The 25,285-nt window shown below is 58.0% G+C and carries 26 protein-coding genes; 15 read left to right on the forward strand and 11 right to left on the reverse strand.

The annotated features are described in order from the left end of the window. The 4 genes from ACESYO_RS14070 to ACESYO_RS14085 all read left to right on the forward strand — a co-directional run. Positions 1 to 253 (forward strand): hypothetical protein (locus ACESYO_RS14070; RefSeq protein ID WP_276872391.1); only part of this gene is annotated, 253 nt, incomplete at its 5' end. Continuing rightward, positions 244 to 1,809, forward strand: a complete 1,566-nt coding sequence (gene cls, locus ACESYO_RS14075) for a cardiolipin synthase (protein WP_058963671.1) — start codon at positions 244 to 246, stop codon at positions 1,807 to 1,809. The genes ACESYO_RS14070 and cls, both read left to right, overlap by 10 nt. 24 nt (positions 1,810 to 1,833) lie before the next feature. Continuing rightward, on the forward strand, positions 1,834 to 2,238 hold the full coding sequence (locus ACESYO_RS14080) for a DUF3842 family protein (RefSeq protein WP_058963672.1): 405 nt from the start codon (positions 1,834 to 1,836) through the stop codon (positions 2,236 to 2,238). 119 nt (positions 2,239 to 2,357) lie between these two features. Continuing rightward, positions 2,358 to 2,516: a rubredoxin gene (locus tag ACESYO_RS14085; protein ID WP_058963673.1), complete on the forward strand. Its 159-nt coding sequence runs from the start codon at positions 2,358 to 2,360 to the stop codon at positions 2,514 to 2,516. A gap of 55 nt (positions 2,517 to 2,571) precedes the next feature. On the opposite strand, the gene ACESYO_RS14090 is transcribed toward ACESYO_RS14085, so the two are convergent. Beyond that, entirely contained in the window at positions 2,572 to 3,351 is a 780-nt protein-coding gene (locus ACESYO_RS14090) for a 4Fe-4S dicluster domain-containing protein (protein WP_058963674.1), read from the reverse strand. Between the two features lie 13 nt (positions 3,352 to 3,364). Next, positions 3,365 to 3,907 carry a DUF1836 domain-containing protein gene (locus tag ACESYO_RS14095; RefSeq protein ID WP_058963675.1) on the reverse strand — a complete coding sequence of 181 codons (543 nt, stop codon included), beginning with the start codon at positions 3,905 to 3,907 and terminating at the stop codon, positions 3,365 to 3,367. Positions 3,908 to 4,057: 150 nt separating this feature from the next. On the opposite strand from ACESYO_RS14095, the gene ACESYO_RS14100 reads away from it, so the two are divergent. Beyond that, the gene (locus ACESYO_RS14100) at positions 4,058 to 5,335 is read left to right on the forward strand and encodes a chloride channel protein (RefSeq protein ID WP_058963676.1); all 1,278 of its coding nucleotides are present in this window, start codon (positions 4,058 to 4,060) and stop codon (positions 5,333 to 5,335) included. A 66-nt stretch (positions 5,336 to 5,401) separates the two neighbouring features. Here the strand turns inward: ACESYO_RS14100 and ACESYO_RS14105 are convergent, their stop codons facing one another. From ACESYO_RS14105 to ACESYO_RS14145, 9 genes are all read right to left on the reverse strand, one after another. Next, positions 5,402 to 6,697, reverse strand: coding sequence for a cytidylate kinase family protein (locus tag ACESYO_RS14105; RefSeq protein WP_058963678.1), 1,296 nt, complete (start codon positions 6,695 to 6,697; stop codon positions 5,402 to 5,404). Between the two features lie 6 nt (positions 6,698 to 6,703). Next, positions 6,704 to 7,129, reverse strand: coding sequence for a MarR family winged helix-turn-helix transcriptional regulator (locus tag ACESYO_RS14110; protein ID WP_058963679.1), 426 nt, complete (start codon positions 7,127 to 7,129; stop codon positions 6,704 to 6,706). 167 nt (positions 7,130 to 7,296) lie between these two features. Beyond that, positions 7,297 to 8,022 carry a VanZ family protein gene (locus ACESYO_RS14115; RefSeq protein ID WP_058963680.1) on the reverse strand — a complete coding sequence of 242 codons (726 nt, stop codon included), beginning with the start codon at positions 8,020 to 8,022 and terminating at the stop codon, positions 7,297 to 7,299. A gap of 1 nt (position 8,023) precedes the next feature. Continuing rightward, complete coding sequence (locus ACESYO_RS14120) at positions 8,024 to 9,145, reverse strand: sensor histidine kinase (RefSeq protein WP_058963681.1); 1,122 nt, start codon at positions 9,143 to 9,145, stop codon at positions 8,024 to 8,026. Next, positions 9,138 to 9,830 (reverse strand): VanR-ABDEGLN family response regulator transcription factor, encoded by a 693-nt coding sequence (gene vanR, locus ACESYO_RS14125; protein WP_373210513.1) that lies wholly within the window; start codon positions 9,828 to 9,830, stop codon positions 9,138 to 9,140. Before vanR ends, ACESYO_RS14120 begins: the two co-directional genes overlap by 8 nt. A gap of 175 nt (positions 9,831 to 10,005) precedes the next feature. Further along, positions 10,006 to 10,434, reverse strand: a complete 429-nt coding sequence (gene ruvX / locus ACESYO_RS14130; protein WP_058963683.1) for a Holliday junction resolvase RuvX — start codon at positions 10,432 to 10,434, stop codon at positions 10,006 to 10,008. Positions 10,435 to 10,471: 37 nt separating this feature from the next. Next, positions 10,472 to 11,926, reverse strand: coding sequence for a hypothetical protein (locus tag ACESYO_RS14135; protein ID WP_373210515.1), 1,455 nt, complete (start codon positions 11,924 to 11,926; stop codon positions 10,472 to 10,474). A 16-nt stretch (positions 11,927 to 11,942) separates the two neighbouring features. Beyond that, positions 11,943 to 13,388: an MBOAT family O-acyltransferase gene (locus ACESYO_RS14140; protein ID WP_058963685.1), complete on the reverse strand. Its 1,446-nt coding sequence runs from the start codon at positions 13,386 to 13,388 to the stop codon at positions 11,943 to 11,945. A gap of 162 nt (positions 13,389 to 13,550) precedes the next feature. Beyond that, a complete protein-coding gene (locus tag ACESYO_RS14145) occupies positions 13,551 to 13,673 on the reverse strand; it encodes a hypothetical protein (RefSeq protein WP_373210517.1) in 123 nt (40 codons plus the stop codon). 359 nt (positions 13,674 to 14,032) lie between these two features. Here ACESYO_RS14145 and ACESYO_RS14150 point away from each other — a divergent pair, with 359 nt between their 5' ends. From ACESYO_RS14150 to ACESYO_RS14195, 10 genes are all read left to right on the forward strand, one after another. Further along, on the forward strand, positions 14,033 to 15,169 hold the full coding sequence (locus tag ACESYO_RS14150; RefSeq protein WP_373210518.1) for a MarR family transcriptional regulator: 1,137 nt from the start codon (positions 14,033 to 14,035) through the stop codon (positions 15,167 to 15,169). Between the two features lie 16 nt (positions 15,170 to 15,185). Then, positions 15,186 to 15,737, forward strand: a complete 552-nt coding sequence (locus tag ACESYO_RS14155; RefSeq protein WP_006573826.1) for a hypothetical protein — start codon at positions 15,186 to 15,188, stop codon at positions 15,735 to 15,737. Positions 15,738 to 15,988: 251 nt separating this feature from the next. Then, complete coding sequence (locus ACESYO_RS14160) at positions 15,989 to 16,387, forward strand: fimbrial protein (RefSeq protein WP_204246187.1); 399 nt, start codon at positions 15,989 to 15,991, stop codon at positions 16,385 to 16,387. A 39-nt stretch (positions 16,388 to 16,426) separates the two neighbouring features. Then, entirely contained in the window at positions 16,427 to 17,137 is a 711-nt protein-coding gene (locus tag ACESYO_RS14165) for a hypothetical protein (protein WP_006573828.1), read from the forward strand. Positions 17,138 to 17,148: 11 nt separating this feature from the next. Beyond that, complete coding sequence (locus ACESYO_RS14170) at positions 17,149 to 18,147, forward strand: hypothetical protein (RefSeq protein WP_373210520.1); 999 nt, start codon at positions 17,149 to 17,151, stop codon at positions 18,145 to 18,147. Then, entirely contained in the window at positions 18,147 to 19,523 is a 1,377-nt protein-coding gene (locus tag ACESYO_RS14175; protein WP_373210522.1) for a C39 family peptidase, read from the forward strand. Before ACESYO_RS14170 ends, ACESYO_RS14175 begins: the two co-directional genes overlap by 1 nt. A 32-nt stretch (positions 19,524 to 19,555) precedes the next feature. Further along, the gene (locus tag ACESYO_RS14180; RefSeq protein WP_373210523.1) at positions 19,556 to 22,618 is read left to right on the forward strand and encodes a TraG/VirB4 family ATPase; all 3,063 of its coding nucleotides are present in this window, start codon (positions 19,556 to 19,558) and stop codon (positions 22,616 to 22,618) included. A 190-nt stretch (positions 22,619 to 22,808) separates the two neighbouring features. After that, complete coding sequence (locus tag ACESYO_RS14185) at positions 22,809 to 23,336, forward strand: DUF5697 family protein (protein ID WP_373210525.1); 528 nt, start codon at positions 22,809 to 22,811, stop codon at positions 23,334 to 23,336. After that, complete coding sequence (locus ACESYO_RS14190; protein ID WP_006573834.1) at positions 23,337 to 23,999, forward strand: DUF6100 family protein; 663 nt, start codon at positions 23,337 to 23,339, stop codon at positions 23,997 to 23,999. It abuts the gene before it with no gap. Between the two features lie 286 nt (positions 24,000 to 24,285). Then, the gene (locus tag ACESYO_RS14195) at positions 24,286 to 25,272 is read left to right on the forward strand and encodes a hypothetical protein (RefSeq protein WP_373210527.1); all 987 of its coding nucleotides are present in this window, start codon (positions 24,286 to 24,288) and stop codon (positions 25,270 to 25,272) included. The last annotated feature ends 13 nt before the right edge of the window (positions 25,273 to 25,285 follow it).

Consider the following 25,285-nt stretch of genomic DNA (forward strand, 5'->3'; position numbering starts at 1 on the left):
AAACTTACAAATTCCAGCTGTCCTCGATTTTCTGCGTTCTTTACCAGCATTTTTATCCCCCCACACTATTATACCGCATTCCCTTTCCTTTTTCGACAGGCTGCAAGAGCGTACGCGCTGCGTACGCTCTTTTTCTTTCGCCGGAGGCTTTTCGTCGATTTTGTGTGGAAACTGTGTTATAATATCCCCCAAAGGATTTTCCCTTTTTGCTTTTTCTTTTCATGCAGGAGGCATTTTATCATTATGGAAATGAAGAAGGTACACAAAGCCCGCAAAAAGCTGGGCCGGGGCCTTTTGTCCCGCAGCTTTTTCTTTGCGGTTTTGCTGCTGCTGCAGATCACGCTGGTGGTTGGTATCGCCCTTGGTCTGGGGCGGTTTTTCCCCTATTTTTATCTGTTCCTGATGCTGCTCAGCGCCCTGGCGGTGCTCACGCTGCTGGATAAGGACAAGGTCAACCCGGTCTACAAGATCATGTGGCTGATCCTGATTCTTGTCATGCCGCCCACCGGAACCCTGTTTTATCTGTTCTGGGGCCACCGGAACACCGGAAACAGCCATGCCAGGCGGCTGGAAGCCATTACCGAACGGGGAACCAAATCCCTCCCCCAGGACCCGGAGCCCATGCGCCGCCTTCGGGTGAAGGACAAAAATCTGGCCCGCAGTGCCACCTATCTTTCCCGCTGCGCCGGCGCGCCGCTGTATGGCGATACCCAGAGCGAGTACTACGCCTGGGGGCAGGACTTCTTCCCCCGCTTTCTGGAGGAATTGAAGGGCGCAAAGCACTTCATCTTCATGGAATATTTCATCATCAAGCCCGGCTATATGTGGGATACCACGCTGGAGATCCTTACCCAGAAGGCCGCCGAGGGCGTGGACGTGCGCCTTTTGTTCGATGCCTTCGGCTGCATGTTTACTCTGCCGGAAAAATACGACGAATACCTGCGGCGCAAGGGCATCAAATGCTATCCTTTCGCGCCGCCCCGGTTGTCCGGCCGGATTTCGGACTACACCATGCTCAACCACCGGGATCACCGCAAGATCACCGTGATCGATGGCAACGTGGGCTTTACCGGCGGGCTGAATTTTTCCGATGAATACATCAACCGGAAAAAGCGGTTCGGCATCTGGAAGGATACCGGCCTGATGCTCAAGGGCAGCGGCGTGCAGTCGCTGACGGCGCTGTTCCTGGAAATGTGGGATTTTACCACCGGCAGCGTGAGCAACCCCAAAGACTACGCCCCCACCCTGCGTTACACCGCCCGGGGGTTTGTGCAGTCCTACGGCGACAGCCCTCTGGACGAGGAAAACGTGGCCGAGAACGCCTATTTCAACGTGCTCCAGCAGGCCACCAACTATGTTTACATCGCCACCCCCTATCTGGTGGTGGACAACGAGATGATCACCACCCTGACCCTGATCGCCAAAAGCGGCGTGGACGTGCGGATCATCACCCCCGGCATTCCGGACAAATGGTATGTGTACTGGGTGACCCAGAGCTACTACCGGGTGCTGCTGGAAGCCGGCGTGCGCATCTTTGAATACACCCCCGGCTTCATCCATGCCAAGATGTATGTGTCGGACGATAAAACCGCCATCGTTGGCAGCGCCAACATGGACTACCGCAGCCTGTATCTGCATTTTGAGAACTGCTGCGCCTTCTATGGCGGCCAGATGGTGCAGGACGTGCGGGCCGATCTGGAGGAGTGCATGAGTGTGAGCAACGAGGTATTCCTGGAGGACACCTACAAGACCCCGCTGCCCAAGCGGGTGGCCCAGCTGGTTCTGCGCCTGTTTGCACCGCTGCTGTAACAAGAGAAAAAGCGAGGTTTTTGCATGAAAATCGTTGTGATCGACGGTCAGGGCGGCGGGTTCGGCCGTGCCCTGATCGAAAAGCTGCGGGCCGGCGGCTGCACCGGCGAGATTCTGGCAGTGGGCACCAACGCCGTTGCCACCGGCGCCATGATCAAGGCCGGTGCCAGCGCCGGAGCCACCGGCGAAAATGCCGTGATTGTGAATGCCCGCCGGGCGGACGTGATCGCCGGGCCGCTGGGCATTGTGATGGCCAACAGCATGATGGGCGAATGCAGCCCCGCCATGGCGCTGGCGGTGGCGGATTCCCCCGCCCGCAAGGTGCTGATTCCGGTGAGCAAATGCGGGGTGCAGATCGGCGGCCTGCCCGAGCTTCCGCTGGCCGACTACATTGCCGACGCAGCCCGCCGCATTCTGAGCATGAGCTGATTTTTGTTGCCATGGCAACATGATTTTTCTTTTCTGTCGCATATACTAATGCCATGGACCAAACGGTCCCTCCCAAAAAATTCATCTGAACTTGAAATAGAGAAAAAGGAGTATTGGTTATGAATCGTTTTGTATGCGACGTGTGCGGCTGGGTTTACGACGAGGCGGAGGGCTACGAGGACGGCGGCATCGCCCCCGGCACCCTGTGGGCCGATGTTCCCGAGGATTTTGAGTGCCCCCTGTGCGGCGTTGGCAAGAACCAGTTCAGCCAGGAGTAATTCAGCAAAAAAGCCCGTTTCCGGAAAATCCGGAAACGGGCTTTTTTCATCTTGTTCAGCAGGCAAGCCAGGTTTGATTTGCCCGATTCTCATCGCAGATCTTACTCAGTTTTTCCAGTGTGGCCGCCTGTGCCGCCGCAGGCAGGCTGCGGGCCTGCATGGGGCAAACCGCCACGCAGCGCATGCAGGTGATGCAGACGGTGTGATCGGTCTCGCGGGGATTCTCCGCCGGGATGGCTCCCACAGCGCACTGGTCGGCACAGCGACCGCATTCCACGCACGCATCGCTTGCCAGCGGGCGGGCCGCACTGCCGCCGAATTTTTTGTAGGGCCGGTTTCCCGGAATCTCCAGCACCGGCCGGGCCTCCGGAGCCAGACCTTCCGCCAGCTCCAGTGCCTGCTTGCCCAATTCACGCGCCTGCGCCAGGTCATCCTCACTCGGCCGATGGGCCGCGATCCGGGTGGCAATGGAATGTCTGGCCACGAATTCTCCGGCGGCGATGGGCTGGTAACCGGTCTTTTCCGCCAGATCATACAGCTCCACCAGTGTGTCCTCACTGGCGCGGGCGCCGTACACGCTGAGCAGCACCACCGGGCCGCAGCCCTTCATCTGCTCCAGACGCTGCGCCATGGGAGCCGGCGCACGCCCGCCAAAGGAAGGCACCGCCAGAATGGTCAGGGTATGCTCATCCGGCTGGAAGGGAGCGTTTGCCCGCTGCGGCAGACAATCCCATTCCTTTACCGGCAGGCCGGTCCCCTGGGCCACCGCCTGCGCCACCGCCCGAGTGGTTCCGGTGCCGGAAAAACAGATCATCTGCACTTGTTCGATCTTCATTTTATCCATCTCCTTATTCCTGCCCGCCGGCCTGTTCGGCAAAAGCCAGCCGCTTTTGTACATACACCTTGCTGGCATAGGCCTGCACCGCACCCCGCAGCAGGGTAATCGCCGCAGGGTTCTGCTCGCTGCCGATCCGGGTGGGAGCCGCCTGGCCCTGGAACACCGCCTGCAGGGCATTCTCCAGCTCCTGGCAGAAGCAGTCGTAGGCCTGCTCCACCGGGCAATGGTCCATCTGGGCCTGAATCATGCTGCCGATTTCCGGAATGCTGAACACCTGCTTCAGCGCGCAGATGGTAACCAGATAGGCCATGTGGGCCCGGTCGTATTTTTTATTCACCGGCGGGCTCATCACCCGCTGCTTCACATAATTGTTCACCATCGCCTTGGTCAGGGTGATCTGCTGCTCCTGGGGCGCGATGGGGGAAAAGATCTCGTTGATATATCCGGTGACCTGATCCATATACAGCGCGATGCCGGGCAGCTCGGCCCAGCGGGGGCAGTGGAAACCCAAAACCTCCTGGGCAAGACCACTGTTCTCAAAGCCCTGTTTCATTGTGCCACGCTCCGTTTCCTGTTGCTCGTTTTGCTGGTTTCTATCATAGCACAAAAGGCCTGCACCTTCAAATTTTTCCGCGGATTTGCTATAATATGAGCCGGTATCATTGAGGAAAGCGGCCCGGTGGGGCCGGTAGGAGGCGGTAGCATGAATCTGCGGCGCAAAGAGGCGCTGACCAACATTGCCGAGGGACTGTTCCCTTACAGCGAAACCTTTCTGATGTGGGTGATCTGCTCCGGGCTGATGGGCCTTGCAGGCGGCGCGGTGGGCGCGGTGTTTTACCATATGGTAAGCTGGGCCAACCGGGTGCGGGCAGCACACCCGGAGCTGCTGTGGCTGCTGCCGGTGGGCGGCCTTGCCATCGTTGCGGTGTATCAGCTGTGCAGCATGAGCACCGAGCGGGGAACCAATCAGGTGATTGAAAGCGCCCGCAGCGGCCAGCGTGCGCCGCTGCGCATGACCCCGCTGATTATCTTCGCCACCTTCATCACCCATCTTCTGGGCGGCAGCGCCGGGCGTGAGGGCGCCGCACTGCAGATCGGCGGCAGTATGGGCGGCTGGCTGGGGGAAAAGCTGCGTCTGAACCAGCCCAGCCAGCATTTCATGGTGCTGTGCGGCATGAGCGCGGTGTTCAGCGCCCTGTTCGGCACCCCGCTCACCGCCACCATCTTCAGCATCGAGGTAATCAGCGTGGGCGTTGTCTACCACGCTGCCCTGCTGCCCTGCACCATGTCCAGCCTGATGGCCTACGGCGTTTCCCGGGCACTGGGCGCGGTGCCGGAGCACTTTGTGATCCACAAGGCCAGCGGCCTTAACTGGGGCAACTCCTGGCGGGTGGTGATTCTGGGCGTGGGCTGCGCGCTGGTGGGCATGCTGCTGTGCATTGTGATGCACACCGCCAGCCATTTGTATCAGACCTGGCTGCCCAACCAGTACCTGCGCATTCTGGTCGGCTCGGCGCTGATCATCGGCTGCACCCTGTTGCTGGGCACCCGGGAATACAACGGCGCCGGCATGCAGGTGATCGAGCGGGCCATCACCGAAGGCGTGCTGGATCACCCGCTGGCCTTTTTGTTCAAGCTGCTGCTCACCGCCCTCACACTGGGGTGCGGCTTCCGGGGCGGCGAGATCGTGCCCACCTTCTTTGTGGGCTCCACCTTCGGCTGCCTTGTGGGGCCGCTGCTGGGGCTGGATCCGGGCCTTGCGGCGGCGGTGGCGCTGGTGGCCACCTTCTGCGCCGTGACCAACTGCCCCTTTGCCAGCATCGTGCTGGGGGTGGAGCTGTTCGGAGCCGAGTCCATGCTGCTGTTCGCGCTGGCCTGCGCGGTGAGCTACCTGCTCAGCGGACAATACAGCCTTTACTCCGGCCAGCAGATCATGTATTCCAAGATCAACAACGAAAAGGTGGACAAACCTGCCCACTGATTCCCCTATGCAAAAAACAGCACCGGCAAACAAGTTGCCGGTGCTGTTTTTTGTTTTGCTGTTACTTTAAACGGTTGCCTTCTGCCCGGCCTCCAGTGCCTTCAGGGCAGCCTCGATGCAGGCCTGCACATACTCCTCACCCAGACCGGTGTCCAGCGTGAGGTGGTAGTTTTTGCCCAGGCCCCACACCCGCCGGGTGTAGTACTGGTAGTTGGTGGCCCGCCGCCGGTTCTCCTGGGCGATGCGGGTCTTTGCTGCCGCCTCATCCAGCTGCTCCAGCTCCATGATCCGCTTTACCCGCCGGGCCCTGTCCGCATGCAGCCAGACCCGCAGGCAGCGGGGGTCCTCCCGCAGCAGATAGTCCGCGCAGCGGCCCACAATGACACAGCTGCCCTTGGCGGCAATCTCCTCAATGGCCTTTTTCTCGGCCAGGAACACGCTGTCCTTGGGGGATTCCTCCTCGGGAGCGTAGGCATACATCTGATTCACCAGATCGTACAGAAAGCTGTTGGTCATGTTTTCTTCCCGCTGGCGCACGAACTGGGGCGTGTAGCCGGTGGTGCCGGCGGCCATCTGTACGATGGCGTCATCGTAGAATTCATAGCCCAACCGCTGGGCCAGCTTCCTGCCAATGTCCCGGCCGCCGCTGCCGTACTGCCGGCCAATGGCGATCACCCAACCGCCCTGACCGTTTTCCAGTGCCACGGCGGCTTCGCTCTCCTCCTTTTTGCCGAACAGCAGCGCCGGTACAAAGGGCAGCAGACGGCCGAACAGCCGGGCAATAAAGCCCACCAGCAGCGCCGCGATCACCGTGCCTTCCCGCACGCCGTACAGCGTGTGGGCAAGCACCAGAGAAATCACCGCGGCAATCACCGTCATGGACACGTCAAAGCAGACCTTGGTGGTGCCGAAGTCGGTTTTCCAGGTCTGGGTGACCGCCCGCACAAAAGATTCACCGGGCAGCATGGCCACATCGGCCACCACCTCCAGATACACACCGAAGCCCAGGATCACACAGCCGATCAGCAGGGCCACCAGCTTGACCGGATAGCTGCCGGGGGCCACAAACCCCAGCATGACCATGGTCAGATCGATGAAATAGCCGAAGGCCACCGAAATGGGAATCTGCAACAGATGCTCCGCCTTGAAATTCCGCCGCAGGATAAACAGCTGCAACAGAATCAGAAACAGGCTGAACGCAATGGTGAACTGACCCAGCGTGAAGGGAAAGTTCAGGCTCAGCACATAGGGAATGGCCGAGATGGGCGAGGTGCCCAGATTCGCCTTGGTGATCAGGCTCACACCAAAGGAGCTGATGAACAGCCCGAACAAAAACACCAGATACCGTTTTGCTTTTTCCATAAAAAATTAACGTTCCCCCTCTTTCAGATTGCCGTAAACGCGGCGGAACACCGCAAGGAACTGCTCCCGCTCCGCTTCGCTCACCCCCGCAAAGGCCTGCTCCTCCAGCTGTGCAAACGCCTGCTGCACCCGCCGGGCCATCTGCCGGCCCTGTTCGGTGAGATAAACCGCAAAGCTGCGCCGGTCTCCCTGCTGGGTGCGGCGCTCCACCAGAGCCTTTTCCTCCATCCGGTTCAACACCGAAGTGAGAGACGCGGGCTCGATGTGGCAGGCACGGGCGATCTCGGCCTGATGGGCCCCGTCGTGATCCTGCAGATAATCCAGCACCTTGGGCTGGCCCAGCGTCAACCCGGTATCCTTCAGCTGCGCCAGCAGCTGCCGGTGCACCATGGACTGATTGGCCAAAAGCAGATAGTGAAAGCTGTGTTCCATCGCAAGGTTCCTCCCCTGTCGCGGCATTTCATTAGTATTCTAATAATTAGCAAGCTAACTTTTGTATTATAGGCGTTTTTGTCCCGCTTTGTCAAGGCTGAACATTTTTACAGCACCAAAAAGAGCCCTGTGCTGCGCACAGAGCTCTTTTCTGTTTCTTTCGCCGGTTACAGCCCTTTCAAAGCCATGCGTACCGCCCTGCTCACCGGGCCGATCAAAAAGAAAAGGAAAAACCACAGCCCAACTGCCACCGCAGCCAGCCCATACCACCGTTTTTGCCGTGGAGTCAAATCCCTCAGCAGCCACCGGCCACAGCCCCAGAAATACACCGCCACCAGCGCCAGATACCCAAACAGGAAATTTTCGCCGCCGGAAAAGAAATCTGCCACATAAATCACCAGAAAGGGTACAAACAGGGTGGCGATGATCTCCACCACTTCCCGGGCCTGATTCCTTTCGTGTTTGCAAAGCTGGAGAACCAACGCAAAGGCCGCCGCTCCCGCAAAGCTGCCCAGCGCGTTCACAAGAAAATCATCCACATCACAGGAGCCGGTATGCAACAGCAGCTGCAGCAGCTCTACCGCCACCGACACACCCGCGCCCAGCAAAGCGTTTTGCCACCAGCGGGCATTGTGCCAGTAACAGAACATCACTCCTACGGGAACATACATCAGCAGGTTGCCCAGCATATCCCAGGAAAGGCCGCCATATTGCCGGATTCCCTGCATCAACGAGGCAAAGGGGATCAGGTTCACCCCGGTTTCCGGCAAAAGGGGGTTGCCCAGCAGCCAAAAGAGCAGACGGAATCGAGTGATGCAGAACACCACCAGCAGCACCGCATACAGCATGGTCAACGCTGCAAAGAACCGTTTTCTCCGCTGTTGAAGCCTCATCTCAGTACCCTCCCGTTTTCTGCGGCCCATTCCGGGGCAGGCGCAGGGTGAATTCCACCCGATCGTCGGCGCTGGCGGCGGCGATGCTGCCCCCATGCTGCTCCACGATCTGTTTTGCAATGGCAAGGCCCAGCCCGGCGTTTCCGCTGGCACTGGCCCGGGATTCATCCGCCCGGAAGAACTTTTCGAAGATGCGGGCCAGCTTTTCCGGCGGGATGGTGCGGCCGTGGTTCACAAAGTGCAGCTCCACCATGTCGCCGTCCAGCCCACCCCGGACAAACAGGGTGGTGCCCGGATCGCCGTAGCTCACCGCGTTGCGCAGAAGGTTGTCGAACACCCGGGCCAGCTTGGCCGCATCGCACCGGACGGGCAGCTCCTGCGGCAGCTCCATTCTGCAATCCAGCCGCTTTTCCGCCAGCTCCGGTGAAAACTCGCTGACCATCTGGCGCAGCATCAGCGAAAGATCCACCCGGGAAAGCTCCAGCTCCAGATGACTCAGGCTGAAGCGGGTGATCTCGAAGAACTCGTTCACCAGCTCCTCCAGCCGCAGCGCCTTTTCCAGCGCGATGCCGGTGTAGCGGGCCCGGGTGGCCGGGCTGATCTGCGGTTCATCCACCAGCAGGTTCAGGTAGCCGATCACACTGGTGAGCGGGGTTTTCAAATCGTGAGCCAGATAGACGATCAGGTCGTTTTTGCGCTGTTCCTCCTGCCGCAGGGCCGCCGCCGCCCGAAGCCCCTGCTCCCGGGCCTGATTCAGCTGATCCTGCACGGTTTTCAGCTGAGGGCGCAGCCGGATGGGGTCCTCCCCCGGGCGGGCCAGACGGCCGGCGGCCTCGGTCACCTCGTCCAGATAGCGCAGCGGCTTGCAGAAAACCCAGCCGGTGAGCAGCAGTGTTCCCCCCACGCTCCACACCGGCCGCAGCACCGGCAAAAGATGCAGGAACAGCTCCTTAAACAGAAACACCCACCAGTAACGGCCCAGTTCCAGCTGGAAATACACAAGGCTGGCCAGATTGAACAGCAGCCAGTTTCCGCCCCAGAACACCGCCAGCATGACGGCCAGCTGCAGCGTCAGCCCCAGTGCGGCCCGGCGATGGACCCAGTTTTTGCGCAGCTCATTCAATGGTATATCCCACTCCCCAGACAGTTTTGATAAATTTCGGATGGCGGCTCTTTTCGTGCATCTTTTCCCGCAGGCGGGCGATATGGGTCATCACGGTGTTGTTGCCGTCGATGTACTTCTCGCCCCACACCTCCTGAAACAGCTGCTCACTGGGCACCACCTGCCCCCGGTGGCTGCACAGATACCACAAAATCGAGAATTCCAGCGGTGTGAGGGCCAGCTCCTCCCCGTACAGGGTGCACTTGTGGGTAACCTCGCTGATGTACAGGCCGTTGAACTCATATTCGCCGCCTTTTTCCGGCTGGGCAGACTGATTGTACTGGGTGTAGCGGCGCAGCTGGGTCTTGACCCGGGCCAGCAGCTCCAGTGGGTTGAAGGGTTTGGTGATGTAGTCGTCCGCCCCCAGCATCAGGCCCTGAATCTTGTCCAGATCCTCCACCCTGGCGGTGAGCATCAGGATGGGCCACAGATGCTTTTGCCGGATGCGTCGGCACAGCTCGAAGCCGCTCAGATCCGGCAGCATCACGTCCAGAATGGCCAGATCCACCGGCTTCTGCTCCACGCATTCCAGCGCCTGTGCGGCGTTCTCGCATTTATAAACGGTGTAGCCCTCGTTTGTAAAGTAAACCTCCACCAAATCCGCAATGGCGGCCTCGTCGTCCACCAGCAGGATTTTCGCACTCATATCCATGTCTCCCCTTTTCCCTGGCTTGTTTCGCCTTCTATGATACGGCAAACCCCTGCATGGCGCAAGCGCCCGCAAAAAAGCGCCCTGCTCCGGTATTATCCTACCAGAACAGGGCGCGGATGTGCCTTTCTTTTTGCTTGCGGAAATCTTACGATTTTCTCACGAAGTGCGATCAGGCCTCTTCGGGGTGATGCTTGCGCCAGGCCAGAAAGCTTTCCAGAATCACGGCGGCGCTCACCGAATCCAGAATCTCCTTGCGCTTTTTGCCGAAGGTTCCCACCTCGCTGAGCTGGGCCGCGGCGGTAACGGTGGTGCGGCGCTCGTCGCAGAAGCGCACCGGCAGCTGGCCGTCCCGCTCCAGAATGGCCGCCATCTTGCGGGTTTTCTGGGCACGGGAACCCTCGGTGCCGTCCATGTTGCGGGGCAGGCCCACCACGATCATCTCCGCCTTCTGGGCGCGGGCGGCTTCCAGAATGGCGGCCGCCGCCTTGTTCATGCTCTTTTCCTCAATCTGGGGCAGAGGGGTAGCCAGCAGCTCGCTGGCGTCGCTGATGGCAAGGCCGGTGCGGGCGTCGCCGTAATCCACAGCTAAAATCTTCATGGAATCTGTTCTCCTTTTCTGTTTGGTTGGCGCGGCCTCAGCGGTACTGGGGCAGCAGATCCGAGGTGAATTCCCGGTGGGTGAATTCCAGCGATTCGCTCAGGCTGGCACTTTCCAGCGGGCGGCCCAGCACGGTATCGTACACCACCGCGGTGACGGCTTCCCCTCCCAGCGGCGCGGCCTTGCCGTTCAGCAGAATCGCATTTTCCGCCGGGTTGAATTCCACCCGGCCCTTTTTATCGAAGAGGGCAAAGTCCAGCTGCTCGCCGCAGGCCTGCGCGCCGTTTTCGTCGATCTGCATCCGGCCACCGGCGGCAATGGGCTTATGTCCGGCCTCGGCCAGCGCCCTGTTGGTCAGCCGCAGGGCCTCGCCGTCCGTGCCGTCTGCCTGCAAAAAGACCACCAGCTCCGGATCGGCGGCGGCCCGGGCCAGCCAGGCGGAATAATCCGTCTCGCTCAGCAGCGGCTGCACCTGCGCAATGCGCTGGTAATAGCCCAGCTGCTCGTTCAGCAGGGCAGCATTTCTGTGCTCCTCCCTTGCGGGGAATTCCTGTGCGTAGTCCTGCAAAAAGCGGCACAGGTCCATGGTGACCTTCTGTGCGCCGGAATAGTTCAGGTGCCCCCAGTCGGAAAGATCGGTGGCATAGTCGATGCCGATGCGCTCGCGGTTCGGCCCGTTGTAGTTCAGCAGCGGGATTTCATGGCTCTGCGCATACTCGCTGATCCACTGGAAGATTCCCTGCTCCGCCTCGCTGTACACATAGGGCGTGATGGTGAACACCAGCCGGATGTCCTCCTTCTCGCACAGGGCCACGATCTTTTCCAGATATTCCACGCAGTACTCATAGGGTGTGAGCGCGGGCTGCGGGGCAATCTCCGGCTTTTGCTGGGGCACGGCGGTGAGCAGGAACCCATAGCCCTTCAGCGGATCCGGGTCCTTGTGGGGGTTATAGGTGAGCATCGACAGGCTGGGCTGCTTCCAGCGGGTATGATACCGGGGCAGATTGAGAAAATCCTCGTAGGGGCGCAGATCCAGCCCACAGGTTTCCGCCGTGCGGATCATCTGCAGCCAGTTGAGCCCCGGGTCGATGTTGAAGCTGTTCTGATAGCTGGTGCGGTCGATCTCTTCCGGCATGATGCTGGAATGGCCGTAGGTCATGCCGAACAGCTCCAGCACGATCATCTTCGGCTGCTGGGTCTTGAGGGCTTCCTTTATGTAATGGTAGGAAACCCACATGGGCTGGGACCAGGAATACACATTGCAGGCCGAGATCCCGTTTTCCTGCCAGAGCAGGCTGGGGATGTAACCGCTGTTCACATGGCTGCTGCCCACGAGGAGCAGATCCAGAGAATTGTCCTCCTCGGAATACAGGCAGGAAAGGGTGGTCTGCCGATCCCGCAGCAGCCAGGACAGGCCGCTCAGCAGCAGCACCGCCAGCACAAGGAAGCTGAGCCCCCGCAGCAGATGTTGTTTTGTTTTGCTTGCTACCATGCTCGGCTCCCCTTTCTCAGAACTGGAAATAGATGAAGGGCGCGGTCTCGTATTCCGGGCCGTAGACCCCGAACACCGCCACCACCGCGATGCCCCCCAGGTAGATCAGCCACTGGGCCGCCAGCGGAAGGTTCACCAGCCACTGGCGCAGATCCCGCTTCTGGGAGATCACGTCCACCGCGATGAGCAGCCCCACCGCCAGAATTCCCACCACGCAGTCCGGCAGCGAGAGACCCAGCGCCGCCAGCGTGAAGGGGCTTTCGGCCCAGCGGGTGCTGATACGAAACAGGATGGCCCCCGCCTGGGAAATACTCTCGGCTCGGAAAAACACCCAGGCGATGTTCACCAGCACAAAGGTACCCAGGCGGGCAGCGGCGGGCGGCAGCAGGCTGCCCGCGGTTTGCAGCCGCCGGGCATTGGCCTTGTACCAGAGGGTCTGCACCACCTGAAACAGCCCGTGCAGCGCGCCCCACACCACAAAGGTGGCGGCAGCGCCGTGCCACAGGCCGCTGACCAGAAACACGATCATCACGTTCAGGCAGGTGCGGGCGGTGCCACGGCGGGAGCCGCCCAGCGGGATGTACAGATAATCCTTGAACCAGGTGGACAGCGAAATGTGCCACCTGCGCCAGAACTCCTTGATGGAGCAGGCCAGATAGGGCGCGTTGAAGTTCTGCATCAGCCGGTAGCCCAGCACCTGGGCCGCGCCGATGGCAATGTTGGAATAGGAGGCGAAGTCGCAGTAGATCTGGAACGAGAACGCCACCGTGGCCACCGCCAGCGCGCTGCCCGGGGCGGTCTGGTATTCGCCGTACACATGATCCACGATCACCGCCATCCGGTCCGCAATCACGATCTTCTGAAACAGGCCCCAGCCCATGAGCAGCAGGCCCTGCTTCATCCGGTCGTAATCAAAGCTGTGCCGCTCGTAGAACTGGGGCAGCAGGTTGGTGGCCCGTTCGATGGGGCCCGCCACCAGCTGGGGGAAAAAGCAGACGAACAGCGCATAGCGGAAGGGGTTGCGCTCGGCCTTCAGATCGCCCCGGTACACGTCGATGGAATAGCCCAGCGCCTGAAAGGTATAAAAGCTGATGCCCACCGGCAGCGCGAAGCGGAACGCGGGCAGCAGCAGATGCCCGGCGCTGGCCGTTTCCAGCACAGTGGAGAAAAAGCCGTAATACTTGAAGGCGAACAGCACCGTAAAGTTGGACAGCAGCACCCCCGCCAGCGTGAGCCGGGCAAGGGCCGGCCGTTTTTGCCGCCAGCGCTGGATGAGCAGCGAGCCCGCGTAGGTGACCAGGATGGAAAACCCGATCAGAATGATATATTTGGCCTTCCAGCACATGTAAAAATACACGCTGCAGGCCAGCAGCCACACCCACTTGATCTTCTGCGGCAGCAGAAAATACAAAAGCGTGACGATGGGAAAATAGATCAGAAAGTCGATGGAATTAAACTGCATGGCACAAAACAGATCCCTTCTCGGCGGCAAAGGAGCCCCCGGTTTCACCGGCAAAAAAATGCCCCGCCCAAATTTTCCTTGGGCGGAGCGGAAAATCTTGTGTCGGCACGCAATTCCCGGCCAAAAGCCGCATACGGCGCGGGAACTGCCTGTTTGCCCGCCTTACTTATCCAGCGGCTTCATGGTGGGGAACAGCCTTCTACCCTCTTCATCCGGCTTCATCACGCCTTGTACGGTCGAAAAAGTGCCGTTTTCACGAGGTTTTTCTAACTTTTTGGATTCCATAGTGTGTCCTCCTGTGCCGTCTGGTTCGGGGCAAAAGTTGTAAAAAAGTTGTAGAAAGTTGTAGGCCGGTTTTCCGTCCTTTTTTTGAGCATTTTTACAAAAAGTCCCAAACAAAATTTTTTGTAAAATATTTCCAAAAAATCGACTGATACATTGTAGAGCAATGGAGAACATCCCAAATGCTGTGTGCCTTAGAACAACGAAAGCCATTCAGAGCAATCAGCTGAACCCAATCGACAAAGCCTCCAGCCGATTCTTTTTACAATACAATAATAACATAAGCCCCCAAGATGTTCAAGTCAACGATTTTTTCGTTGGACCTTCCAATTTCATACCTTATATATAAAAAGGAGAAAGCCATGCCAACCTATCAATTACAAATTAAACAGGTGGTGGACTACCCACGCTGCCGGATCTACCGGCAGTTCGTCCGCTTTCTGATGGAGGACCGGAGCATTCGCGTAAGCGGAGGCTCCGGCCTTTTTTATTTTACGGTACTTTGCAGCTACGCAAACTTCCGCACCTCATATCGCCGCATCGACGGCATCAGCTATACCGTCTACCCTGGCGAATGGGTCTGCACCCTCAAGGAGCTGTCCCAATGGTTCCGTACCCGGTTCCAGTGCCAGGCGCTGGCCGTACTGGAACGGCTGCAGAAGCAGAACCTTATTTCCTTTCAGACACTGGGCCGCGGGAATGTAGTCCGCTATAAGATCTGCGACTGGGCGCGGCATAATACGGTCCTGGAGTACAATGCCCCCTGCCAGAAGGACACCGGCTTTTTCTTCCTGCCGGTTTCCGTTGCCACCGACCTCATCAGTTCAGACCGCTGCTCCGAGATGGACATTGTGCTGGACCTGTGGGTATCCGCCATCTACAACGACAATCAGGTGCAGGGATCAGACCTGGGGCCAGTGGTCTATTTCCGCAACGGCACCGGCAATCCCCTTGTTACCTACACGGAGCTGGCTGCCCGCTGGGGGCTGTCCCGGGCGACAGTCGGCCGCATCCTGAAAAAGCTGGCTGCGCTGGACTATCTCTCCCTCATGTCCTTCCCAGGCCGGCATGGCAGCGTAATCTATCTGCAAAAATATCTGTCCACCATGTTTGAGATCTCGGATGTGATGGTGGATAAAGAGGAGGTCGCTATGACGCTTAACATTCGCCTGGAACTCCCGAAGGAGGATAGTGCAGACCACGGCGCCTCTACTTTGGAGCATGAGGTCATCGTTTCAGATGAACTCGCCAGCGTTTCAAAATCGCACATTGAAATTATCCTTCAGAAAATGGCGCAAATCCTGATGGCACAAGGGATTTCGTGCTTTGGCTGCCCGCTCTCTCGCTACAAGTTATATCCCTTATCGGGCGACTGCCGGGAAGATTTACTCCCCCGCGCGCGAGAGCGGTCCCTGCTGCGTTTTGGTCTTGCTGTTCTGTGTGGGAACAAGCAGGTCGCCACTTTTGAACTTACACTCTCTCCCTCGGCGGAGAATTGAACAAGGAGGTCTTACCATGAAGAAATTTGTTGAAAAAGATGTCGCAGAGAACCCTCTGTACCATGATACCTGGAAACTGCTGAAAAAATACCGCGATGTGGTTTGGAGCTTGGAGATTTCCGTCCAGCATGTGCGGGCCAAGTTCGAGATCGAATACGGCACTTCCATCGAGGAATTTCTGGATTCCGTCTACCTGGCCGGCGCAGACCTGAACGGGAGTGACATTGAGCACCATGCCAAGTGCATTGAGCGCAGCCACAAGATGCTGAAACTCCTGGATTCGGCAGTCGAATTGCTCCGCACCCGCCATAAGAACGGCGAGGCGTATTACTGGCTGCTGTACTACTCCTTCCTCTCTCCCCAGCAGCTGAAGAATGTGGAGGAAATCATCGAGAACCTGCGCCCGCACATCCGGGACATCTCCTTCCGCACCTACTACCGCAAGCGGCGGGAGGCCATTGAAGCCCTCAGTTCTGTGCTGTGGGGCTATACCTCCAAGGACAGTCTGGATGTGCTGGAACAGTTCTTCCCGGAGCCGAAATCCTCCGAGAAACAGGCGGGCAAGTAATTGGCACAATTCGGGACTGAAATTGGCGCGTTCCTGCCCTTGAGCCGTAAATCCCTATGTGTTAGACTGAATATGCTCAAACTTGCACCCAAAACTGAATACAGGCAGTGAACAGCACCTTTTTCGAGGTGCTTTTTTGCTGCCCAAACGGTCTTTGGCCTGAGAAGGAGTCCACATCTGCACAACGGATGCGGGCTCCTTCTTTGCTTTTTGAGCAATGAACATCACATTTGGATTGGAGGTCCGCAAAATTGAAAAAACTGAAAATTCCTCAACAGCAGCGGCGGGAAGATGACAGCAGCCCGCCTCGTCGAGTTTCCATCGGCCGGATCGCCTATACGGCGTTCCTCTGTGTGATGATGGCGATGATGTTCTGTCAGCCGGCATTTGCTGCAACCGATGTTTGGACGAAGGCCAAGGAAATTATGCAGGATGTCTACACGCAGATTCTCGCCATCTCCACCATTGCGGCCATCGTGACCGCCTCGGTGGCGCTTCTGCTTATGAACTTTTCGCGCTCCGGCCGGACAGTCGATGAGAGCCGGGCGTGGCTGAAGCGCATCTGCATTACCTGGGCCGTCCTCAATGGTCTCGGATTCATCATGGCTTATGTGACGCCTCTGTTCTCTGGTGGTCAGTGGACAGGCTGATGGCCGCCGCAATATACCCACTGGAAGGAGGCGTAAGCTATGGGTATCCTGGATGGCATCGTTGAATGGATCGCGGAGCAGGTAATGGCCGGCCTTGACCTGGTGACCACTTCGGTTTTGGGCGCTCTGGGCTGTGACATGGCTGTTTTTCTGCGGTACTTTCCCGCTGCCGAAACGATGTATAGCGTCTTTGTGGCGCTGGCTGTCGGCATCATCCTGTTGAATTGGGTCTGGCAGCTGTTCAAAAACTTCGGCCTGGGCGCAGGGATTGAGGCGGAAGATCCGGTCAAATTGAGCATCCGGTCGGTCATTTTCATCCTGCTGGCGCTCTTTTCCGATGAAATCGTCAACATCGTCCTGACCATCGGCGGCACGCCGTACCGCTGGATCATGGATTCGGAGCTGCCGCCCCTCAGCTTTGCCGATTTTAACTCGGTCATGCTGGTGATTATCGGCGTTTGCGCCAATGGCGCTGTGGCGCTGATCACTTTGATCCTCGTCATCATCCTGGCCTGGAACTACCTGAAATTGCTGCTGGAGGCGGCGGAACGGTATGTTCTGCTGGGCGTGCTGGTCTATACGGCGCCGGTCGCTTTTTCGATGGGCGCAAGCCAGACCACATCGAACATTTGGAAATCCTGGTGCCGGATGCTGGGCGGGCAGATTTTTCTGCTGATTATGAACGCCTGGTGCCTGCGCCTGTTCACGAGCATGGTTGGCTCCTTTATTGCCAATCCGCTCTCTTTGTAAGGAGGGGCGCTTTGAAAAGATTCAAGAAAATTTTGTTCCTCGCGCTGATGGTTGCAGCCCTATCCTGCCTGTTCTGCCAGCCGGCCTTTGCCATCTCTGAGGAAGAAGTGCAAGCCCAGGTGGACGCTGTGGGCAAGGAGGCGGTTTCCGGCAATGTCCTGATCTGGTTCATGTGTGCGATAGGCTTTTTGAAGGTATCGCAGAAAATCGACTCGTTCATGGCAAGCCTGGGTGTCAATGTAGGACACACCGGCGGCAGTATGCTGGCTGAGGCCATGATTGCGGCCAAGGGCATCGGCGGCTTTAAGAACTTTTCCAGCCATCACTTTGGCGGCGGACGCAGCAGCAACTCTACCCATGTCAATGCCAATGGCGGAGGTGGGAAAAGCGGCGCCGCCGGATTCGGCGCAGGCTTTGCCAGCGGCGGTCTGGCCGGCGTGATTAAGCGGAATGTCACGAACAATGCCGTCAAAACGGCCACAACGCCCTCGGATGCCAAGCCTTCCGGCCTCGGCGGTCTTGTGGGCGGTGCTGCAGGCGGTGTTGGCGGCCACATTTATTCTTCCTCGGTGAGCAAGGGCGGCAATTTTGCAAATAATGTCATCGGTTCCGTGGCTACTGGGAACATCACCCAAATGGGCACGATCACCGGTGAGAAGGCAGTTGAAGCCCTGCACTCCTATATGGGCCACACGGCACTTGGGCCTGGGGCAGAGAATATCCCCACCTACCAGAATGTCGAGATCGGCGGCGGCCGTATCACCGGCACGGAGGTCACACCGGAACACCCGGAGGGCATTGCCTTCGGTATGTACCATGCAGACCAGTATGTTGCGCCGGAGGGCCAGTACACGACAGTTCACGCCGCAGACGGCACTGCCTGGTATAAGCAGTATGCGGCGGACGCGGTGGACAAGACGCCCTACATGGCTCCGGACGGCTCGATTGCCTATAACGAGTCCATTGTGAAGAAGCTGCCGCCCACCCCCAGACGAAAGGATAAGATCTGATGGCTGAAGAACGCAAGGACAACTTTGCTGAGACGGTAGACACTGCAGCCTCTGCAGCACATACGGTCAAGGGCGCCATCAAGGCCGGCAAGGCGATTTCAGGAGCGGCCAAGGGTGCTGCAGCCGGTGGTCCCTATGGGGCTGTGGCCGGGGCGGTCTGGGCCGGGCGCAAGCATATCGGCAAGATCATCACCGTCATCATCATTCTGCTTTTGCTGCCGGTCCTGTTTATTTTGATGCTGCCCGGGCTGATTTTCGGCGGTTTGATCAATGCTTTTTCGCCGGCAGACACGGAGCAGCCTGTCCTCAACAGCGAAACTGCTATCGTAGAGAACGCCAACGACATCACTTTTACCATCAATTCCATCTTGGGCGAGGCGCTGGACGATGTGATGGCCCGCATTGAAGCGGACTTTGCTTCTTCCGGCGCTGACCAGATGGAGATTAAAAATCCCTATTCCTCCGGCCCTGTCTACAACGCCAACCTTATCATCTCGCAGTATTGCGCTGCCCGGGATGAAGACTTTGAGAGCATATCACTGGATGACCTGGCCGCTGTCCTGCGTGAGAACAAAGAGAATCTGTACTCCTATACCAGCGTGCGGGAGAGTCGTGAGGTCACATCGGAAGACCCGGAGACCGGGGAGGAAACCACAACCACCGAGATCTGGATGGTCTACACCATCCGCTACAACGGCGAGTCTTACCTTGCTGACCATGTTTTTGCGCTTACGGATGAGCAGAAAGAGCTTGCCTCCGATTATGCCTCAAACCTGAGCATGTTCCTGGGGGACGGCCTGCTGCAGAACCTGACAGAATGGACCGGAAACAGCATTCCCTCCCTGGGCGATGTGACCTTTACAGACGGTGTGACGCCGGTGGTCTATTTCAATCAGCTCGACGAGCGTTATGCCAGCCAGCCCTACGGCACCGATAATATCGGCGGCTACGGGTGCGGGCCTACCGCCATGTCCATTGTGGTGTCCTCCCTCACGGACGAAACTGTGGACCCGGTGGCGATGGCCCAGTGGTCCTACGAAAATGGGTACTGGTGCAAGAACAGCGGCTCCTATCACGCACTGATCCCCGCTGCCGCTGAGGCATGGGGCCTGCCGGTATCCGGCTGTACGACTTCCGAGCCCCAGCGGATATTGGATGCCCTCGCCGCTGGAAAGCTGGTCGTGGCGATCATGTCAGAAGGTCACTTTACTTCGTCCGGGCATTTTATCGTTCTCCGTGGTGTGAAAGACGGTCAGATTATGGTGGCGGACCCGGCCAGCTATAAGCGCAGCGAACAGCTCTGGGATCTGTCCATCATCCTAAACGAAGCAAGCCGCCGTGCTGGAGCAGGCGGTCCTTTTTGGATCATAGGCTGACCTGCCCCTCGGCTGCGGAAACGAGGTAATACATGAGCAACAAAAACGACCATGATACTTATATCATACCGCCGAATTTTATAGAAACAGGCACCTTTTTCGGCGGTATGTTCCGTGCGCGGAATGTGATCGAGGCCGGCATCCTGGTGTTTGCCATCGGGGCGCCGGTTTTTCTGTTCCTTCCGTTTGGGCTGACCACCCGCATCATCATTTTGTGCCTGACCGCTCTTCCGGTAGGGCTGGTCGCTTTGATCGGCATATCCGGTGAGAGCCTTTCGCAGTTCCTGGTCATCTTTTTGAAGTACCTGCGGAACCGCCGCGTTGTCGGCGGTGACGGTGAGCAGCCGGAGGATAAGGCGGCGCCCTCCAAATCGGCCGGCAAGCATCTCAAGCAGCGGACTCCCAAGGAGAAAAAGCCCAAGGCTCCGAAGCGTCGGCGGTCTGGTGAAGCGGATTTTCCGGCCGAGTTTGATGAAGTGCGCAGCTATGAGATCCGTGAAAAGCTGCGGCCCAAGAAAAATGCCAAAAAGGAGCGCCCTGCCAAGGCCAATAAGGCGAAAAAGAAAGCAAAGAAGCGCCCTGAAAAGGAACGCCTGCCCAGACGCCCCGCCCATATCAAGGAGCAGAAGCCCGCCTGCCTCAATCCGGTGGCGGATTATCTGCCCATTGAGAAGGTGGAGAACGGCATTATCTATACCAAAGACCATCGCTTTGTCAAGGTGGTCGAGGTCGTCCCCATCAATTTCATGCTGCGGAGCGCAAGAGAGCAGAGGAATATCATCTACTCCTTCGTTTCGTACTTGAAGATCTCGCCCATCAAGCTGCAAATCAAGGTTCTGACCCGCCGCGCGGACATTAACCGCCACCTGGACACGGTGCGTCAGGAGATGGCCCATGAGGAAAACGAGCAGTGCCGCTTGATGCAGGAGGATTACCTGAACTTTGTGCAGCAGGTCGGTTCCCGTGAAGCTGTGACTCGGCGGTTCTTCCTGATTTTTGAGTATGAGCCCTGGGCCAATACCCGGCGGTCAGAGCAGGAAGATGAAGCGATCCAGTCCCTCCAGAGCGCCGTCCATACGGCCTCCAACTACCTGCGCCAGTGTGGGAATGAGGTCATCGTCCCTGAAAATGAGGATGAGTTTACCGTTGATGTCCTCTATAATCTGCTGTGCAGGAACGAGAGCGCCGTCAAGCCGCTGTCGGTGCGGGCGCAGGAGGTGGTGGCGCAGTATATGGAGCATGGCCGGGAAAGTGAGATCGACCATATCCCGGCAGCGGAGTTTGCCGCCCCCCGAAGCATTGATTTTTCCCACGGGCGCTATATCTGTATTGACGGCTTGTACTATGCCTATCTGCTGATCCCCTCGGACGGGTACAAAACGCAGGTGCCGGCGGGCTGGCTGAGCCTGATCGTCAATGCCGGTGACGGCATCGACATGGATATGTTCCTCGCCCGCCAGCCCAAAGAGCGCATCATCCAGCGGGTGGGCCAGCAGCTCCGTATCAACCGCTCTAAAATCAAAGACGCCAGCGACACAAACACCGATTTTGACGACATCGACGGCGCCATCCGGAGCGGATATTTCTTAAAGGAGGGTCTTGCCAACAACGAAGATTTTTATTACCTGAACCTGCTGATTACTGTGACGGCCCCCTCTGTGGAGGATTTGGAGTGGAAAGTCAGCGAAATGAAAAAGCTCCTGCTTTCGCAGGATATGAATGTCAGCGCCTGCCACTTCCGTGAAGAGCAGGCGTTTCTTTCTGCCCTCCCGCTGGTCTCTATGGAGAAAGGGCTTTACGAGCGCGGCAAGCGCAACCTGCTGACGGGCGGTGCGGCCAGCTGTTATCCCTTCACTTCGTTTGAGATGTGCGATGACAATGGCATCCTTTTGGGAGTCAACAAATATAACAGCTCCCTGATTATCGTGGATATTTTCAATTCCGCGATCTATAAGAACGCCAACATGGCAATCCTGGGCACCAGCGGCGCAGGCAAAACCTTTACCATGCAGTTGATGGCGCTCAGGATGCGGCGCAAAAACATCCCCGTTTTCATCATCGCTCCTTTGAAGGGGCATGAGTTCCACCGGGCCTGCGCCAATGTGGGCGGTGAGTTCATCCAGATCTCCCCGGCCAGCCCGCACTGCATCAATGTTATGGAGATCCGCAAGGTGGATCGGTCGGTCAACGAAATGCTGGACGGCCCCGGTATCCAACTCTCGGAACTGGCGGCTAAGATTCAGCAGCTGCACATTTTCTTCAGCTTGCTCATTCCCGATATGAGCCACGAGGAACGGCAGCTTCTGGATGAGGCCCTGATCCGCACCTACAATGCCAAAGGCATCACCCACGACAACGCCTCCCTGGAAGACCCGGCCAATCCGGGCTGCTACCGGGAAATGCCGGTGCTGGGCGACTTGTATGAGATTTTGAAGGCCGCCCCGGAAACCATCCGCATGGCCCATATTCTCAACCGCCTGGTAAACGGCTCCGCCAGCACCTTCAACAAGCAGACCAATGTGCGGCTGGACAACAAATACACTGTGCTGGATATTTCCTCCCTCACCGGCGACTTGCTGACTGTGGGGATGTTTGTTGCCCTCGATTTTGTGTGGGACCGCGCCAAAGCCGACCGCACTGAGGAAAAAGCCATTTTTATTGACGAGTGCTGGCAGCTTCTTTCCGGCGCCGGCGCCACAGGCACCCGGCTGGCCGGCGATTTCGTGTTGGAGATTTTCAAAACCATCCGCGGCTATGGCGGATCAGCGGTCTGCGCCAGCCAGGACTTGAACGACTTTTTCAATCTGGACGAGGGCCGTTTTGGGAAAGGCATCATCAACAACAGCAAAACCAAGATTATCCTCAATCTGGAGGATGACGAGGCAGAACGGGTCCAGGAGACCCTGCACCTGTCCGACGCGGAAACGATGGAGGTCACCCACTTTGAGCGCGGCAACGGCTTGATTTCCACCAATAACAACAACATTATGGTGGAGTTTAAGGCCAGCCCGCTGGAAAAGGACCTGATCACCACCGACCGCCGCGAGCTGCGTGAAATTTTGGAACGAAAGCGCCGCGAGCAGGAATCTGCGTAGGTTCAAATGATATACAGCCGAGGTGAATCCCTTGCTTTGATGTACCGCGCTGGATGTGCGTCAATATGACGCCTTCCATGAAGAAAACGCCGCTTTGACACACGGATGGCGTCTTTCCGGCGTTCCAATATTTGATAAGGCGTTCCAATGACGCCTTGATGACGCCATTTGATAAAGGAGGTGAGCCCCCATGAAGACCAGGGCTGAAATCTATGGAAATGAGGCTGCGGACTTGCTGCGGACAGTCACAATGTACCCTGGCCTCAGTGAACAGCAGCTTCTTTGTTTTCACCCTGGCAAAGAAGAAACGGCCAAGGCCCTGCTCTCCCACCTGGAGAGGCAGGGCCGCATTTTTCAAGCAGAGAGCGGCGGCTATTTCCCGGCCGGCCAGCCGGCAAAACTTGACCGGGCGCTTGTCCGGGCAGTGTGGGTCCTGCTGGACTTCATTCAGCGGGCCGATTACCATGCTCCCGCTGATTTTCCTGTCAAGCTCGTTTTCTTTGCCGATGGCGAACTCTACGAGGTGGCCTGCGTTGAGGACGGGCAGGAGGCGCTTGTCTGCCATGCCCTGCGGGGCAACAAGGGTGACAGCCGCCGCATTATTCTGGTCGATTCACCGGCGCAGATTGCCAAAATCGACTGCCCCGGCATTTCCGGGTTCTGCACCGTAGAGGAAAACGGCCAGACACACTATTTCAAGAAAGCAGGAGGCACATGATTGGACCGAAAACTTATATCCCGCCGGATCGGGAGTATCCTTGACGACATATCCCGGCTGAGCAACGCGCTGTATGCGATGGACACCACCGACATCCAGCGTTATCCCGATAACTATGAGACCCTTTCCACCGATGCCGCGCTGCGGGCAGAGCGTATTGCCTGCCGGCTGCGGCATTTGATTTATTCCAGCACGACCATCCGCAAGGGCGATTACCTCAAGTCAGCCAGTGTGATGCACGGCATCACCATCACCTATGAAAACGAGGTACTTGCTGTGACACTGCCCAGCCTTCTGCCAAAGCGCAGGCAGCGGCAGAGCGCCGAGTTTCTGCTGGACCCCCTCTATTTTGCCCTGGAGCAGTACGCCAAAGAGAACACTTTGCCTCACTACCGGGAATGTGTTGTCTGCTTCGCCCAGGTATATGACCAGGCGCTCCCCACCAGGCGGGTGCGCGACTATGACAATCTGGAGGAAAAGCAGATTTTAGATCTGCTGTCCTCTTTTGTAATGGCGGATGATACCGGCCTGCTGTGTGATGCCTATAACACCGCCGAGCTGGGCGAGCAGGACTGCACGATGATTTTCGTCATGGAGAAGCACCGCTTTCCCGGGTGGCTTGCGGAGCATAAATCAAGCCTGAAATCCATCTCGGATTTTTGAGCATTTTAGGCCCCTTCCGGCCCGACATCCCGCGAAGCCGCTGAAAGCCCCGGATTTTCGGGGCTTGCGGCCATTTGGGAGAGGCCTTATTTTACCGAAGTTCTCAGTCATTACGGTAAAAATCCAGCACCGACAAAGGAGGTGATCCCTTGGGAAAAACAGCCGCACTTTTCCACAGCCGGATACGCTCCCGTTCCGGCTTTTATCGCTGACCGCCATCTCTGGAGAGTTCCCAACCAGCCAGCTGAACCGTCTCCCGGCCAGCCCTTACTATTTGGAGGCGGTCGTGACCTCGCTCAAAAAGAGCGGGCTGCTGCGGACCTACTACCGCGACAGGCTCCGGGGCTATCGGCTGGGGGCAAAAGCCAAGGCCGCCCTGCTGGACGGCTGGCCGGAGCGTTTCTCTCCCTACCTGACCGGCGACACCGACACCAACCGCCTCAAGAGCGAGGTGAACCGGCGGCTCCGGCTCCACCGCCTTGCGGAAACCTATATCACAATGGACAATGCGGGGGCCGGGCTCTTTCAGGATGAAAAGCCGAAGGTTTTTTCGCCGCAGGGCTATTGTGGCGAAGCTGTCGAATATCCCGCCTTTTACAGTTCCCGTGAAGTCAAGGAAATGGGAATCGACGCCACGCAGATTCGCAGCTCCCGGTTTACAGGGGTGCTTCTTGCGCCCACCGGCATTTTTGTCACCTACAACAGCGGCGCTGCCCTGATGAAATGGCGCTGCAAATCCGAGATGCGGGCAAAGGCGCTGATGTGGAGCGTCCTGTGCCAGCAGCGTTTGGCCGGGCAGTACCGCGCCGAAGATGTGCATGGGCTGGTGCTGGGCGACAGCATGGAATTGGCATACCAGATGCTCACCAGCACCGGCGGGGCCAAGCACGACTATTTCATGTTGGACGGCAGCTACGACCATTTTTATTTTCTCACAAATAACCACCAGGGGGAGGTGATCCTTGCTTTACTGTGTGATCCCTTGAAAACCGCAGAGCTTAACCGCATTCTGTCCCAAGGCTTGATTGCCGGGAACACCGGAAGGGCCATAGAGCAGGATGCCGCGGAGCAGGACGGAACGCCGGTGCTGTTCGGCTACTCCTGCGACTTGCCCCGGATCACACGCTTTAACACCTCCCTCGACCTGATGGAGCGCCCCGGCACGCTGATCTGTTTTGACTTCCAGGCAGATGTGCTGCGCCGCTACTGCGGCGGCCGGGTCCGCTTTCAAACCATTGATTTCACAAAATTCGAGGGGAGGTTGTTCCCATAGACAAGAAGAAACT

This window comes from Allofournierella massiliensis, from assembly GCF_964241245.1.
Lineage (GTDB): Bacteria > Bacillota > Clostridia > Oscillospirales > Ruminococcaceae > Allofournierella > Allofournierella massiliensis.